Raw genomic sequence first — 15,746 nt, forward strand, 5'->3', positions numbered from 1 at the left:
TTTTTGCCCTCCTCTTTTACTCTTTATCATCAGGATATTGAATTCGTTGATGGTATATTCCATTTAATGTGGCAATTAATGTATCACGAATCATTCTAATTTCTTTTATCGTAATATCACAATCTGTAAACTGATTATCAAGAAAACGATCTTTAATAATGCCATCAATAATTTCTGTTATTTTCGCCATAGTTGGTTCAGCGGCAGAACGCACTGCTGCTTCTACGCTATCAGAAATATTTATAATCGCAATTTCTTTCGTTTGTGGTTTTGGACCACTATAACGGTAATCACTCTCTTTTATGTCTGGATTGGTTTCTTTAGCTTTATAATAAAAATATTTTAGTAGTGTAGTTCCATGATGTTGTAATGCAATATCAATAATTGGCTGTGGCATATGATTCTCTTTTAAAATTTCCGCACCATCTTTTGTATGCGAGAGAATTATATCACGACTTTGTTCTGGTGTCAGCCTATCATGTGGATTAATTCCTTGTAGTTGGTTCTCCACGAAATATGGTGGTCTTAAAGTTTTGCCGATATCGTGATAAAAACAACCAACCCGAACGAGTAAACTATTTGCCCCAATTTTATCTGCACATGCCTCCGCTAAGTTGGCTACCATCATACTGTGGTGATAAGTTCCTGGTGCTTTCATTAAGATTTTTTTTAGTAATGGATGGTTTGGATTGGCAAGTTCTACTAAACGACTAGTAGTTAGCAACCCAAAAATCGTTTCAAATAATGGAATAATTCCTATACCTAAAATAAATGCTCCAAATCCGCCAACAAATGCATAACCAAGCGACATCACGGTAGAAAATTGCAAGAGCGAGTTGTTATTAATAAATAATAAAGTAAAGACATATCCCATATTAATTAACCCAACCATAAATCCAGAAAAGACAATGGCAGAACGTCTGCTATAATCACGTAATGCTACAACACTTGTTACACCACTTAATAAAATGAAAATGGTGATGCCGCTGGTGGAATCATTTTGGAAAACAAAAAGACTCGTTGCTGCGATATAAATAACACTTAAAAAGGCATATTTTTCGTTGAGCAAAATTTTAAGTATCATCGGAGCAAAGGCAGCTGGGAAAAGATAGGAAATATTAGATATTCCTTGGGTTTCTAAGAATAAAATAATCATAAGCATCACAAGTGACGTTACATAAACTGAAGAAAAAATAAGCATTGTCTGCATTTTTTTTGCTTTTGGTTGTGTTTGTTTTTTGGTGTAAAGAAATAGTAGTGCAGCTAACGCAATAATAAATACAGCAAAGCCAGCGTATTGTTTTATAGGCATTTTTTGATCAAGCAAATGTAACATATTTAATTGACGATAGGTTTCTCTATCCACAATTTGCCCTTCTTGCACGATAACCTGTCCTTGCAAGATTTTCACAGGAACAACTGCTTGTGAAGCTTCTTTGCGTCGGTCTTCTGTTTGCTCTTCGCTATAAGTTTCATTCGGTACAATGGCATAGGAAACTAAAGCCTTTGAAACGTTTTTATAATAGGAAGGTATTGCAGAAAGCTCAATATCATCGCGCGCTCTAATTTTAGCAGCATTAAGGTTTTCGTCACGAATATTGTCTTCCATTGTTTTTGCTACTTCTGTTGTAATAACTTCTTCCATCGTATTGAAATCTTTGCTATCAGCTTCAAGTAACGTGATAAAAATTTCATCCGAAAGATTGGAAGTGATTTTTTCAGATACATTACTAGATAATTTTGTTTTTAAGCTTTTTAGTTTTGTTTCAGTTGAAACTGGTGCTGGTGTGGGCTTATTTTCTTTTGCTGCTTTTTCTTTATTTTTAGTATCGGTCTCTTGTGCCTCTGTGTTCACTTCATTTACATATGCAAATAAACTTTTAATGAGAGCCACTCGATTTTGTCCTGTTTCACGATTGTAGACATAAACATCTTCCACATCATTACTAGCTTTTGTGCGTTCTTCTTTTGTTTTCTCGGTATCCTCTACGGTTTGTGGAGAACGAATTGTTTTTTCAGCAACTTGGAATAATTTGACATTATAAGACTCTGGTTTGGTCATTTGGCAAATAAGCAAATATGCTATGACAGCGAAACAAATTAGGAGTACTGGAAAAAGGTATTTCTTTCCATTTTCGATGTACCAATGTCTCCATTTTTTTGGTAACTTCACATCTTAGTCTCCTCTCTAACTTTGTTTCCCTTCATACGCTTTAATAATTTCAGCAACAAGAGGGTGTCTGACAACATCATGGTGTTCAAAATAAACAAAACCGATATCTTTTACATCTTTTAAGACTTGCTCTGCGTTAACAAGACCACTTGTCGCGCCTCTTGGTAAGTCGATTTGCGTCATATCTCCATTAACGATCATTTTAGAATCATAACCAAGTCGAGTTAAAAACATTTTCATTTGAGCGATGGTTGTATTTTGTGCTTCATCAAGAATAACAAAAGCATGATCAAGGGTACGACCTCTCATATAAGCTAGAGGAGCGATTTCAATGACGCCTCTATCCATTAATCGTGTTGTATGTTCTGTGCCAAAAATATCGTATAACGCATCGTATACAGGCCGCAAATAAGGATCTACTTTTTCTTTTAAATCACCTGGTAAAAATCCTAAACTTTCGCCGGCTTCAACAGCAGGTCTAGTTAATATAATTTTGCTGACATTGCCTTTTTTCCAAGCATCTACAGCCATAACAACAGCTAAATAGGTTTTCCCAGTTCCAGCTGGCCCGACTCCGAACACAATATCATGTTTTTTTATCATTTGAATATACGTTCTTTGGCCAAATGTTTTTGGTCTAATCGGTGTTCCTTTTGCATTTTTAGTAATTTCTTCTTCAAATAATGTATGGAAATATATCAGTGTTCCATTTTTTTGCATTTTTACAGCTTGCGCAATATCGCGTCCATCAATATGAATGCCGCGTTTCACTGTTAAGATTAATTCTTCTAAAACTGCTGTTGTGTGTTGGACTGCTTCTTCATCACCGGTAATTGACAGGGCTTCCCCTCGTGTAATAATTTTTACTTGAAGTAATTCTTCTAAAAGTTCTATATTCTTATTGTTAGTGCCGAATAAATCTTGGATATTAGTATCATCTGTTAATTCGACTATTTCATTAAATTCATTTAGCATTTGCTAACCCCTTCACCTGTTATAAGTGCCTTGTTTAGTTACATTATACACGAAACTTACGTAGTTGAAAAACGAAGCGATGATAATAAACGAATTCTTCATAAAAACAAACACAAAAAAACAGGAATCCCTCGTAAAATACGAAGGTATCCTGTTTTTTTACGTTTCAAAACTAGATTGAATTAGTTTATGAAAGATATTTTTTTACGAATTGGTTCACTGCACCACCATCAGCTTTGCCTTTTACTTTAGGCATAATAGCAGACATTACTTTGCCAAAATCAGCTTTAGTAGATGCGCCAACTTCATCGATCGTTGCTTTCACAATATTCTCAAGCTCTTCAGGAGTCAATTGTTTTGGCGCGTAGTCCTTAACAATGACAATCTCGGAACGGACTTTATCAGAAAGGTCGTCACGTCCAGCTTTTTCAAATTCAGACAGAGAATCTCTGCGTTGTTTGAGTTCGCGGGAAATAACGGTTACTTCATCATCCGAAGTAAGATCTTTCACACCTTGGTGAATTGCTTCGTTTTGTAAAGCTGCTTTCAACATGCGAATAACAGAAAGTTTTTCTTTCTCTTTATCGCGCATCGCTTGCTTCATATCTTCATTTAACTTGTCAAGCAGTGTCAACGAAATCATCGCCTTTTAATTAGAATTTGCGTTTTCTTGCTGCTTCGGATTTTTTCTTACGTTTTACGCTTGGTTTTTCATAAAATTCGCGCTTTCTGGATTCTTGCAAAGTTCCACTTTTGGAAACAGTACGTTTAAAGCGACGAAGAGCATCTTCAAGCGATTCGTTTTTACGAACTACTGTTTTTGACATCTCTCTTTCCCTCCCTCCGGCACTTACATGCACTCACTTAAATCCTTCATTTAAGTTCCAGAATAGGACATAACGGAAAATAAATTATGAATTATTCTGAAGTAATGCAGATAAGCATTCACTCATTAAAAATTATATACGAAACATCGGGCATCGTCAACATGAAATCGTTAACTTTCGCATAAAACTTTGAAATGTTAGCTGTTTTTATTTTTAGATAGATCAAAATAGAATGATGCTGCTGATAAAACATAAAGCGGAGCGGTTTCTGTTCTTAAAATTCTTGGTCCAAGTCCAGCAAGTTTTGTGTTTATTTGTTGCATTAATTGTAGTTCTTTTTCGCTAATACCGCCTTCAGGTCCAAAAATACATAAAACTGACTGTCCGGGTTGGATTGTTTGAAACAGATGAAAGAGCGTGCTATCCTCGCCTTCTCTAGCACTTTCTTCATATGCTGCGATAACATAGTCGTAATCAGCATGCATAGTTATTAAATCTTTCAAACTCGCTGCATACTGGACTTGAGGGATTACTGTACGGTGTGATTGTTCCGCTGCTTCTTGAGCAATTTTTTGAAGACGCTCTACTTTTTTGACGACTTTTTTTTCGTCCCATTTTACTACAGAACGTTCTGCTTTAAAAGGGACAAATTTGTGTGCTCCAAGTTCTGTGCTTTTTTGGATGATGAGTTCGAGTTTATCACCTTTTGGCAAACCGCTTGCAATCGTGATTTTAATAGGTAATTCTGTATCTTCAGTCAACCATTTGACTAGACTTAATAATACTTCATCCTCATTAATAGCTGTGATAGCAGCAATACAAGTTTTTTTGCTAGGAAAAACGATAAATACTTGGTCGGATACTTTCATTCGCATAACTCTTGTAATATGATGAAAATTTTCTCCTGCTATACTTAATGTGTCATGGTCATTTTCCAACTCATTTGCTACGAAATAACGCTGCATTTATTCCACTCCTCGTTTGGAAATAATCGCAACCCAGTCCCCTTGTTGCTCGATTTTTTCGATAATCAGTCCAGCGTTTTTTAATGCTTCTTCTACTACATCTGCTTTTTCTTTAATAATTCCGGAAGCGATAAAAATCCCACCTGGTTTAAGTGCCATATATACATCTTCAGGGAAAAGTAAAATGACTTCTGCTAAAATGTTAGCGACAACAATATCGACATTTGTTTTATTGATATCTTGGAGAAGGTTATTTTGTTTCACTGTAATAATATGTTCTGTTTTATTTAAACGAATATTTTCTTCCGCTGAGCGAGTTGCAATTTCATCCAGATCTGTTGCTAAAATTGACTTGGCGCCCAGTTTAGCACTAGCAATACTTAACACGCCAGAACCTGTTCCTACATCAATAATGACATCATCTGGCTGCATATAATCACTCAAAGCACGGATACAAAGTTGGGTTGTCGGATGAGTTCCGGTACCAAATGCCATTCCCGGGTCTAATTCAATAATTAGCTCATTTTCAGAAGGTGTATAGGATTCCCAACTAGGTACAATTGTAATTCTATCTGTAATTTGAACGGGATGGTAATATTTCTTCCAGGCAGTAGCCCAATCTTCATCATTTACATCATTTACTACGAATTGGAACTTCCCAAGTGGAATATCAAATGAAGTTAAATTTCTAAGCGTTTTTTCGATTTCTGGGATTTGCTCTACGAATTCTGTCGTTTTTAAAAAATAAGCTTTAATAATAACGCCATCTTCTGGATAATCTTCTCGTTTTAATGCATAGATTTCACCGAATTTATCTTCTCGTTCACGCAAAAAATCAGCTATATCTTCAATGGATACTCCCGCTGCTCCATATTCAGTAAGGACATTTGCAACAGGTTCTACTGCTTCGTTTGTTGTATGAACTTCAACTTCTGACCATTCCATTTTTTAACACTCCTTTAGTATGTAGAAAAGGTCGATGGTTGCTTTTCACACAACTATCGACCTCACCGTTCATCAATCGCCTTTAAAAGCTCGTTTCATTTTGTCAAAAAATCCGGATGTTTGCTCATCTACTTTATCTCCAGTAGTGGAAGCAAACTCACGTAGAATTTCTTTTTGTTTATCGTCTAATTTTTTGGGAACGATTACTTTGACAATGACATGTTGATCGCCAGTACCATTACCACGAAGATGTGGAACACCTTTACCACGCAGGCGGAAAGTCGTTCCCGTTTGTGTACCATTAGGGATTTTTAAACGAACTTTTCCGTGAACAGTAGGTACATCAATCTCATCGCCTAATGTAGCCTGTACAAATGTAATTGGTACTTCTACATAAATATCATCTGCTTCTCGTTCGAAAAATTCATCTGGAATGACCACAAATACAACATATAGGTCGCCACTTGGTCCACCGTTAATGCCAGCTTCACCTTCACCAGATACGCGCATTTGTTGACCGTCATTCACACCAGCCGGAACTTTAACTTTAATTTTCTTCGTTTTAGTTACACGGCCTTTACCGTGACATGTGGAACATTTTTCTTTAATTTCTTTCCCTGTACCATTACAGTATTGACATGTACGTTTGTTTACTACGCGGCCAAATGGGGTATTTTGTTCAACGTTGATAGAACCTTTCCCACCACAATGGCTACATTTTTCTGGTGAAGTACCAGGTTTTGCGCCAGAACCATGACAAGTATCACAATTTTCTTCGCGAGGGATTTCGATTTCTGCATCTTTACCAAAAATAGCTTCTTTGAATTTAAGACGCATTGTATATTGCAAATCGCTACCTTGTCTGGGTGCATTAGGATCTTGTTGTCGCCCTCCGCCACCAAAGAACGTATCAAAAATATCTTCAAATCCAGAGAATCCACCACTGCTATAACCACCAGCGCCACCGCCAAAACCTTGATTTGGATCTACATGACCATATTGATCATATTGCGCGCGTTTTTGGGTGTCACTTAAAACTTCATAGGCTTCAGATATTTCTTTAAATTTTTCATCGGCGCCTGCTTCTTTATTTATGTCCGGATGATACTGTTTGGACAGTTTCCGGTAAGCTTTTTTTATTTCGTCCGCTGAGGCGCTTTTGGAAACACCAAGCACTTCATAATAATCTCGTTTTGCCATCCGCCATCACTCCTGTCCATAATATATTTTATAGTCCTAACGTATTGTAACATTTGAAAGAGATGTTGTAAAAACTTTATTTCAGATAAAAAGCCAAAGCCACAGTAGACTTTGACTCATTATCCTTAGCTTTTTTTAATATTATTTGTTTTCTTTATCGTCGTCATTTACTTCTTCAAATTCAGCATCTACTACATCGTCATTTTGAGGAGCTTCTTGTCCTTCTGCACCAGCAGCTGCTTGTTGTTCTGCTGCAGCTTGTTCGTACAATTTAACAGATAGATTTTGAACGATTTCGTTTAAGCTGTCTGTTTTTTCTTTGATTACATCGAAATCTTCCCCTTTAAGGGCTTCTTGTAGTTCATCACGAGCTGCTTCTGCTTTTTTCACTTCTTCTTCGTCTACTTTGCCTTCTAGTTCTTTCAATGTTTTATCTACAGTGAATACTAATTGGTCAGCATTGTTACGAAGTTCTGCATTTTCTTTGTTCTTTTTATCTTCTTCTGCATTTGCTTCTGCATCTTGAACCATTTTTTCGATTTCTTCGTCTGTTAAACCTGAAGAAGATTTAATAACGATATTTTGTTCTTTACCAGTTCCAAGGTCTTTCGCACGAACTGTTACGATACCATTTTTATCAATATCAAAGGATACTTCAATTTGTGGAATTCCACGTGGTGCTGCTGGAATATCTGCTAATTGGAAGCGACCTAATGTTTTATTATCTTTCGCCATTGGACGTTCACCTTGAAGCACATGGATATCTACGGCTGGTTGATTATCAGCTGCTGTAGAGAATGTTTGTGATTTAGATGTTGGAATAGTTGTATTACGTTCGATAAGTGTAGTCATCACACCACCCATTGTTTCAATACCAAGAGATAATGGAGTTACATCAAGTAGGACAACATCTTTTACATCACCAGTGATTACGCCACCTTGAATTGCTGCGCCCATTGCTACAACTTCATCCGGGTTTACACCTTTATGAGGTTCTTTGCCTAATTCTTTTTTGATTGTTTCTTGAACTGCAGGAATACGAGTAGATCCACCAACTAAAATTACTTGGTCAATATCGCTTGCAGAAAGGTTTGCATCTTTTAACGCTTGACGAGTTGGTGCGATAGTACGCTCTACTAAGTCATGTGTTAATTCATCAAATTTAGCACGAGTAAGGGTTACTTCTAAGTGGAGTGGACCGGCTTCTCCAGCTGTAATAAATGGTAAGGAAATTTGTGTGCTTGTCACGCCAGAAAGATCTTTTTTCGCTTTTTCAGCAGCATCTTTCAAACGTTGTAGCGCCATTTTATCTTGGCTTAAATCAATGCCATTATCTTTTTTAAATTCAGCAACTAGATAGTCAATGATTTTTTTATCAAAGTCATCTCCACCTAATTCATTGTCACCAGCAGTGGAATGTACTTCGAATACGCCATCACCTAGTTCTAAGATAGATACGTCAAATGTACCACCACCAAGGTCAAATACAAGGATTGTTTGGTCTGTTTCTGTTTTATCCATACCATAAGCAAGTGCTGCTGCTGTAGGTTCGTTAATAATACGTTCTACTTCAAGTCCCGCAATTTTACCAGCATCTTTTGTTGCTTGGCGTTGTGCATCGTTAAAATAAGCAGGAACAGTAATAACAGCTTTATCTACTGTTTCACCAAGATAATCTTCTGCATAACTTTTTAGGTATTGAAGGATAATGGCGCTAATTTCTTGTGGAGAATAGTCTTTTCCTTCAATTGTTTCTTTATAATTGGTACCCATGTGGCGTTTGATGGAACTTACTGTATTAGGATTTGTAATAGCAGCACGTTTCGCTACTTCCCCTACTTGACGTTCGCCATTTTTAAAACCTACAACAGAAGGAGTAGTACGTGCGCCTTCTGGATTTGTAATGATTTTTGCTTCTCCGCCTTCTAATACTGCTACTGCAGAGTTTGTTGTACCTAAGTCAATTCCGATAATTTTACTCATTGTTATTTCCTCCTGTGAATTTAGTAAGATTTTTATTGGTTTACTTTTACCATGGATGGGCGAATTACCCGATCTTTTAATTTGTAGCCTTTTTGAAGTTCAGCAGTAATTTCATTGCTCGCTGCACTTTCATCGCTATCTTGCATAACTGCTTGATGGAAATTAGGGTCAAATTGCTCCCCAATAGCAGGAATACTTTCAATACCTTCTTTTTCAAAAGCGACAAGGATTTGGTTGTACACCATTTCCATCCCTTTTAAAATTTGTTTTACTTCTTCATGCTCAACGTCTGTTTGAAGTGCTTTTTCAAAACTATCAAGCGCAGGAAGTAAATCTTGGGCTAGACTTTGTGACCGATATTTTTGCTTAGCATCAAGCTCAGCAGCATGTCTTTTTTTGACATTTTCAAAATCGGCTTGCGTTCGCAAATAACGATTTTCCATTTCATCTAGCTTGTTTTCAAGTTCTAACATTTTTGCTTGATCTTCAGTTAAAGATTCTTCTTTCACTTCTTCTTCGGTTGAATTGTCTGATTCATTCAAAACATTTAATTCTTCTTGTTCGATTTCCTCAGCAAGTTTTTCTTTTTTGCTTTTTTTCTCAGACACATTTGCCACCTCCTGAAAAAACGGTTGCTTTTTCAGCCTTTCTATTTTTGGTTATCACGATAAAGTTTCGTTAACACATCGGTTAAATCTCGACTCATTACATCAACTAATCCCATCATACGGCTGTATTCCATTCTTGTTGGACCTAGGAGAACAATACCACCAACACGTTCCCCAGCGATATTGTAAGTTGCTGTAATGATACTACAATCTTCCATTAGACTATTATTGTTTTCTCGCCCAATTTTTACTTGTAAGCCATCCGGGATATCTCTGAATAGCTCATAAACATCTTGTTCTTCTTCCATCAAACTAAGCATTTCACGGACCTTATTAATATCATGAAATTCCGGCTGATTGAAAATGTTTGTTTTTCCACCAATATACACTTTTTGTTGACTTGCTTGAGCGAAAGAATCGGAAAAAACATGCATAAAGCTTTCATAATTTCTAACGTGTTTTTCGAGTAATTCTTTCACTTCCATTGGTATTTGTACTTTTAAATCATCCAGCGATAACCCAACTAATCGTTCATTTAGAATATTAACCATGCGCTCAATATCCGAAAGTGTTGTCCCTTCTGGAATCGTAACAAGATGATTATCTACATGCCCTTGATCAGTGATTAAAATAAGCATTGCTTGAAAATGATTAATTGGTACAAATCTAAAGCCACTTAAATGATTTTTTGTTGCTTCTGGTCCAAGCAAAATGGATGTGTAATTGGTTAAATCGGATAGCATTGAAGCCGAATTTTGAATTAGCCCTTCCATTTCGTAATAGTTTTCTGAAAAGAAGGAACGAATCATTTGCCTGTCAGATTTATCTAGTTTTTTAGGCTTAAGTAGATAATCGACATAAAAGCGATAACCTTTTTCTGATGGAACGCGTCCTGAGGAAGAATGAGTTTTTTCAATAAAACCATATTCTTCTAAAACGCCCATCTCATTTCGTATTGTAGCTGAACTGTAAGGTAAAGCTTTCTCTTTCAGCAGATTTTTCGAACCAACCGGCTGAATGGTCCAAGTGAAATGATCGATGATGGCACGGAAAATCAAAAGTTGTCTTTCAGTTAACATATCTATCACCTCTTTTAGCACTCAATAAGGTCAAGTGCTAAATACAAGTATAAATTTACCAAACAATTCCCGCTTAGTCAACCGAAAACACTCGATTTCAGACTAAAGTAGGATTGTTTGGTCAAAAAAGGTCAAATGGTGCGGTTTTAGAGAAATTCTTGAAAAACATTATTCCCTAAAAATCGTCCATTTCTCGTAAGCGCCACATTTTCTCTGTTATTTTCTAGCCAGCCTTTTTCCATTGTTTTTTGAATTGCTTTTGGAAAAATAGTTTCTAAATCTTGGCCAAATTTTTGGTAAAAAGCCATTTTGTCTACACCACGTACTTTTCTAAGCCCTAAAAACATTTCTTCTTCCATTTTTTCTTTTAATGTTAGTTCTTTTTGTTGAAAAATGGGTAGCTTGTTTTCTTGTAGTGGTTCCATATATTTTTTTATTGGACCAAAGTTGCTATAACGGGTATTTCCAATATAGCCATGTGCCCCTGCTCCAAAACCATAGTAATGTTCATTGCTCCAGTAAGTAATATTATGTTTACTCTGGAAACCTTCTTTGGCAAAATTACTAATTTCATATTGTTTTCGACCATGTTTTTCCATTTCATTTAAGAGTAAATCATACATATTTGCCTCTGCATCCTGTCCCGGAAGGAAAAGTTTCCCTTTTTGCATTAAATTATAAAAGATTGTTTTTGGTTCAATAATGAGTGAGTACGCGGAATAATGCGGCAAATCGAGTGCCAAAGCTTGATTTAAAGTGTCTTTGAAATCTGCTTCGGTTTGTCCTGGTAAACTAAAAATCAAATCAATGCTAACATTTTCAAATCCGACTGCGCGCATATTTTCTACGGATTGGTAGACATCTTTTACAGTGTGAATTCGGCCGATTTTTTTAAGTAATTCATTATTAAAACTTTGTACTCCCATGCTGATTCGATTAACACCATAATCTTTCATCGTTTGTAACTTACTAATCGAAAGGTCACCTGGATTCGCTTCGAAGGAAAATTCTGCTCCTTCCTTTAATGAGAAAATTTCTTGAACTGCTGTACAAAGTTTGGCAATTTGCGATTCGTTTAATGTAGTAGGCGTTCCTCCACCAACAAAAACGGTATCTACTGGCACAACACCCGTTTTATTCGCAGTTAATTTCATTTCTTTTATAAGTAAATTAACGTATTCGTCGACCGGTTGTCCTTCAAGGAATACTTTATTAAAATCACAGTAATAGCAAATATGTTCGCAAAATGGAATATGAATATAGATTGCAGACGAACTATTACTTGATTGGTTTTCGTTTATCATTATTATCAATTCCTTTAAAATTAAAATCCAGCTAGTTTTATTAAAATACTAGCGCCAATGTTCCATAGACAGTTTACCATATTTTTGTTTTTTTATGTGTAGAACAAACCAAGTGGCATGGGCTTTTTTGAAATGGCAACGAGTCTCTATATTAAAAGGGTTGTGTCTTGTGGCATATAGCCCAAAACGCAACCCTTCATTCTTTATTATTTGGTTTCGTCCATTTTTAGAATTGCCATAAATGCTTCTTGCGGAACTTCAACGGAACCGATTTGTTTCATTCGTTTTTTACCTTCTTTTTGTTTTTCAAGAAGTTTTCGTTTACGTGAAACATCGCCACCGTAACATTTTGCAAGTACGTTTTTACGGAGAGCTTTGATAGTGGAACGAGAAACTATTTTTGTTGCAATTGCTGCTTGAATAGGCACTTCAAACTGCTGTCTTGGGATGAGTTCTTTTAATTTCTCTACGATAATTTTCCCACGTTCGTAGGCAAAATCACGGTGAACAATGAAACTTAATGCATCAACTTTTTCAGCATTTAGAAGAATATCCATTTTTACAAGTTTGGATGCTTTATAGCCAATTAACTCATAATCAAAGGAAGCATAACCCTTGGTAGAAGATTTTAATTGATCAAAAAAGTCATATACAATTTCAGATAATGGGATTTCATAAACAATGCTAACTCGTATGTCGTCTAAGTATTCCATTGTAATAAAGTTACCGCGTTTGTTTTGTGCGAGTTCCATAACCGCGCCGACATAATCATTAGGTACCATGACAGTGGCTTTTACATATGGTTCTTCTACGCTTTCAATGACACCAGGTTCAGGCATTTCAGCAGGATTATCCACAATGATATTCGAGCCATCAGTTAGGTTCACATGATAAATAACACTTGGCGCAGTTGTAATTAAATCGATATTAAACTCGCGCTCGATTCGTTCTTGAATGATTTCCATATGAAGTAATCCTAAGAAACCACAACGGAATCCAAATCCTAAAGCTTGAGAAGTCTCAGCTTCAAATTGTAAAGCGGAGTCATTCAATTCTAGTTTTTCAAGTGCATCACGAAGATCGTTGTATTTAGATGAATCTATTGGATAAAGACCACAATAAACCATTGGATTGAGCTTACGGTAACCATCTAACGCTTCTTCTGCCGGATTATTAGCAAGTGTAATTGTATCACCGACACGCGTATCACCAACATTCTTGATAGCGGCAGTTAAATAACCAACGTCTCCAACTAATAATGCATCTTGTGGTGTAGCTTTTGGTGAAAAGACACCCACTTCTGTTACTTCAAATTCTTTCCCATTAGACATCATTCTGATTCTATCGCCAGCTTTTACGACACCATCCACAATTCGAATGTTAGCAATAACTCCACGATACGCATCAAATACAGAGTCAAAAATGAGTGCTTTTAATGGTTTAGTAACATCTCCTGTTGGTTCTGGAACTTTTTCTACAATTTGCTCTAAAATTTCTTCAATCCCGATACCAGATTTTGCAGATGCTAATACCGCTTCAGATGCATCGAGACCGATAACATCTTCAATTTCTTCGCGAACTCTTTCTGGATCTGCAGCAGGCAAATCAATTTTATTAATGACTGGTAAAATTTCTAAGTCATTGTCTAGCGCTAAATAAACATTTGCCAGTGTTTGCGCTTCAATCCCCTGTGCAGCATCTACAACGAGGATAGCACCTTCGCAAGCAGCTAAACTTCGAGATACTTCATACGTAAAATCGACATGCCCTGGCGTATCAATCAAATGGAAGATATATGTCTCCCCGTCTTTTGCTTTATATTTTAATTGTACAGCATTTAATTTTATGGTTATCCCGCGTTCACGTTCTAAATCCATCGAATCTAGTAGCTGATTTTTCATTTCACGATGCGTCAATGCACCCGTTTTTTCTAAAATCCGATCAGCGAGTGTAGATTTACCATGATCTATATGCGCGATAATCGAAAAATTTCTAATTTTCTTTTGTCTTGCATTCATTTCTTCTTTATTCATTTCCCCAGCTCCTGATTAGAACTCATCGCATAAATCCGATGGCAAGCTATCCTTGATTATATCAGTAGAATGCTTAACATTCAATGACTTCTTTATTAATTATAGATAAATTTAAAATTAAATGGAAAGTATTATTGCAATATGGCTGTGATTTCGGTATAATAGCATTTGTTCTGATATATTTTAAAAAGGTATGTTATATGAAATAAATACTACCTCATTAGTTTGGACGGAGGTGAATGGAATGCCAAATATTAAATCTGCAATTAAACGTGTAAAAACTGCTGAAACTCGCAACAGCCGTAATGCATCTCAACGTTCTGCAATGCGTACTGCTATCAAAAAATTTGATGAAGCAGCTGCAAACAACGCGGACAACGCGAAAGATCTTTACGTAGAAGCTTCAAAGAAATTAGATAGCGCTGTGAGCAAAGGATTGATTCACAAAAACAATGCTGCTCGCAACAAATCTCGCTTAGCTGCTAAATTAGCTAAATAATACCGATATCGGTATAAAACATCACACCTTGTGTGGTGTTTTTTGTTTGTAAAATAAGCTTTGTCTGTGGAGACAAAGCTTATTTTTATACCATTTTTTGTCGATTATCTTGTAATTCAAATAAAAACCATTCTAGTTTCTGTTCTTTATCACCAAAGCCAGTTTTCATTTCATAGTCTATTTCAGCTAATCGTTTTAATGCTTGCTTTAGTTGCATTTCCGAAAAATTCTTTGCTTGTTTGGATGCCAATTTTACTCGAAATGGATGCACTTTTAACTTAGTTGCTGCTTGTTGTTGTGAATATCCTTGCTGTTCAAGTAATTTTAGTTGGTTTAACAATCTAAATTGACTTGAAATTAGTGCGAGAATTTTGATTGGTTCTTCTTTTTGTTTTAATAAATCATAATAAATTCGAAGTGCACCAGCGATATCCATTGCAATCATTTTATCTAACAATAAAAAGATATTTTGTTCTAGTGATCGGACTACTAAAGATTCAACATCTTGAATCGTAATTTCTTTCGTTTCAAAACAAAATAACATTAATTTTTGTAATTCATTCATCGCCGTCGTAAGTTGTCCGCTTGTTAATTCAATAAGCCGAGTAATTGCTACTTGGGACATTTGCATTTGGTTTTCACTTAATTTGCTTTCAATCCACTTCTTTAGTTCATTTTCACTTGGTCTTTTAGCTTCAATTACTGTGGCAGTTTTTTTAAGGAGTTTAGTCAGTTTTTTTCGTTCATCTAATTTCTCCACTCGCGCCACAAAACAAAGTACGGAATAGTCCACTGGTTCTTTTAAATATGCTTCTAATTTAGCAATATCATGCTCGACTTTATTTTTGCTTTTTTCTGATGTTAAAAAAATCGGATTATTTGCCATTACTAAGCGTTTATCTCCAAAAAATGGCATGCTTTCTGCTTCTTGAACAACTGCTTCTATCGGCATTTCTTCTAAATCAAGATTAGCATAATTAAATTCTACATCTTCTCCATCTAAAATATTATCTATTAAAAGTTGTTTTGTTTCGTTAATAATATAATCTTCCGTACCAATAATTAAATAAACAGGGGCTATTTTTTTGGAACGAATCTGTTTCCATTCTGGCAGCATCATTTTCGCCTCATTTCACTCTTAGTTACCTTTCTATG

At 35.9% G+C, this 15,746-nt stretch carries 14 protein-coding genes; 1 reads left to right on the forward strand and 13 read right to left on the reverse strand.

The window, feature by feature from the left end:
* Nucleotides 1-16 precede the first annotated feature (16 nt).
* The 12 genes from HCJ45_RS01765 to lepA form a co-directional block, all read right to left on the reverse strand.
* On the reverse strand, nt 17-2,173 hold the full coding sequence (locus HCJ45_RS01765) for an HDIG domain-containing metalloprotein (protein ID WP_187123850.1): 2,157 nt from the start codon (nt 2,171-2,173) through the stop codon (nt 17-19).
* A gap of 15 nt (nt 2,174-2,188) precedes the next feature.
* Entirely contained in the window at nt 2,189-3,148 is a 960-nt protein-coding gene (locus HCJ45_RS01770; RefSeq protein ID WP_185348894.1) for a PhoH family protein, read from the reverse strand.
* 187 nt (nt 3,149-3,335) lie between these two features.
* A complete protein-coding gene (locus HCJ45_RS01775; RefSeq protein ID WP_185348896.1) occupies nt 3,336-3,782 on the reverse strand; it encodes a GatB/YqeY domain-containing protein in 447 nt (148 codons plus the stop codon).
* A 19-nt stretch (nt 3,783-3,801) separates the two neighbouring features.
* Nucleotides 3,802-3,975, reverse strand: coding sequence for a 30S ribosomal protein S21 (gene rpsU / locus HCJ45_RS01780; RefSeq protein ID WP_003719762.1), 174 nt, complete (start codon nt 3,973-3,975; stop codon nt 3,802-3,804).
* Between the two features lie 197 nt (nt 3,976-4,172).
* Nucleotides 4,173-4,940, reverse strand: coding sequence for a 16S rRNA (uracil(1498)-N(3))-methyltransferase (locus HCJ45_RS01785; RefSeq protein ID WP_187123851.1), 768 nt, complete (start codon nt 4,938-4,940; stop codon nt 4,173-4,175).
* Complete coding sequence (gene prmA / locus HCJ45_RS01790; RefSeq protein WP_187123852.1) at nt 4,941-5,885, reverse strand: 50S ribosomal protein L11 methyltransferase; 945 nt, start codon at nt 5,883-5,885, stop codon at nt 4,941-4,943.
* A 72-nt stretch (nt 5,886-5,957) separates the two neighbouring features.
* Nucleotides 5,958-7,085 carry a molecular chaperone DnaJ gene (gene dnaJ / locus HCJ45_RS01795; RefSeq protein ID WP_185397644.1) on the reverse strand — a complete coding sequence of 376 codons (1,128 nt, stop codon included), beginning with the start codon at nt 7,083-7,085 and terminating at the stop codon, nt 5,958-5,960.
* A 141-nt stretch (nt 7,086-7,226) separates the two neighbouring features.
* Complete coding sequence (gene dnaK, locus HCJ45_RS01800; protein ID WP_187123853.1) at nt 7,227-9,068, reverse strand: molecular chaperone DnaK; 1,842 nt, start codon at nt 9,066-9,068, stop codon at nt 7,227-7,229.
* A 32-nt stretch (nt 9,069-9,100) separates the two neighbouring features.
* Complete coding sequence (grpE, locus tag HCJ45_RS01805; RefSeq protein ID WP_185381133.1) at nt 9,101-9,676, reverse strand: nucleotide exchange factor GrpE; 576 nt, start codon at nt 9,674-9,676, stop codon at nt 9,101-9,103.
* A gap of 41 nt (nt 9,677-9,717) precedes the next feature.
* Entirely contained in the window at nt 9,718-10,755 is a 1,038-nt protein-coding gene (gene hrcA, locus HCJ45_RS01810; protein WP_187123854.1) for a heat-inducible transcriptional repressor HrcA, read from the reverse strand.
* A 146-nt stretch (nt 10,756-10,901) separates the two neighbouring features.
* A complete protein-coding gene (gene hemW, locus HCJ45_RS01815) occupies nt 10,902-12,059 on the reverse strand; it encodes a radical SAM family heme chaperone HemW (RefSeq protein WP_187123855.1) in 1,158 nt (385 codons plus the stop codon).
* 206 nt (nt 12,060-12,265) lie between these two features.
* A complete protein-coding gene (gene lepA, locus HCJ45_RS01820; RefSeq protein ID WP_187123856.1) occupies nt 12,266-14,092 on the reverse strand; it encodes a translation elongation factor 4 in 1,827 nt (608 codons plus the stop codon).
* A gap of 244 nt (nt 14,093-14,336) precedes the next feature.
* Between lepA and rpsT the strand changes: the two genes are divergently transcribed.
* A complete protein-coding gene (gene rpsT, locus HCJ45_RS01825; RefSeq protein WP_003726526.1) occupies nt 14,337-14,591 on the forward strand; it encodes a 30S ribosomal protein S20 in 255 nt (84 codons plus the stop codon).
* A gap of 85 nt (nt 14,592-14,676) precedes the next feature.
* Here the strand turns inward: rpsT and holA are convergent, their stop codons facing one another.
* Nucleotides 14,677-15,708 carry a DNA polymerase III subunit delta gene (gene holA / locus HCJ45_RS01830; protein ID WP_187123857.1) on the reverse strand — a complete coding sequence of 344 codons (1,032 nt, stop codon included), beginning with the start codon at nt 15,706-15,708 and terminating at the stop codon, nt 14,677-14,679.
* Nucleotides 15,709-15,746 lie beyond the last annotated feature (38 nt).

The organism is Listeria immobilis, from assembly GCF_014322845.1.
Lineage (GTDB): Bacteria > Bacillota > Bacilli > Lactobacillales > Listeriaceae > Listeria > Listeria immobilis.

What these genes read in the sequence shown, in the direction of transcription:
- dnaJ (WP_185397644.1), bottom strand. Translation starts at nt 7,085, where the DNA reads ATGGCAAAACGAGATTATTATGAAGTGCTTGGTGTTTCCAAAAGCGCC.
- hrcA (WP_187123854.1), bottom strand. Translation starts at nt 10,755, where the DNA reads ATGTTAACTGAAAGACAACTTTTGATTTTCCGTGCCATCATCGATCAT.
- rpsU (WP_003719762.1), bottom strand. Translation starts at nt 3,975, where the DNA reads ATGTCAAAAACAGTAGTTCGTAAAAACGAATCGCTTGAAGATGCTCTT.
- lepA (WP_187123856.1), bottom strand. Translation starts at nt 14,092, where the DNA reads ATGAATAAAGAAGAAATGAATGCAAGACAAAAGAAAATTAGAAATTTT.
- prmA (WP_187123852.1), bottom strand. Translation starts at nt 5,885, where the DNA reads ATGGAATGGTCAGAAGTTGAAGTTCATACAACAAACGAAGCAGTAGAA.
- dnaK (WP_187123853.1), bottom strand. Translation starts at nt 9,068, where the DNA reads ATGAGTAAAATTATCGGAATTGACTTAGGTACAACAAACTCTGCAGTA.
- holA (WP_187123857.1), bottom strand. Translation starts at nt 15,708, where the DNA reads ATGCTGCCAGAATGGAAACAGATTCGTTCCAAAAAAATAGCCCCTGTT.
- HCJ45_RS01770 (WP_185348894.1), bottom strand. Translation starts at nt 3,148, where the DNA reads ATGCTAAATGAATTTAATGAAATAGTCGAATTAACAGATGATACTAAT.
- rpsT (WP_003726526.1), top strand. Translation starts at nt 14,337, where the DNA reads ATGCCAAATATTAAATCTGCAATTAAACGTGTAAAAACTGCTGAAACT.
- HCJ45_RS01785 (WP_187123851.1), bottom strand. Translation starts at nt 4,940, where the DNA reads ATGCAGCGTTATTTCGTAGCAAATGAGTTGGAAAATGACCATGACACA.
- hemW (WP_187123855.1), bottom strand. Translation starts at nt 12,059, where the DNA reads ATGATAAACGAAAACCAATCAAGTAATAGTTCGTCTGCAATCTATATT.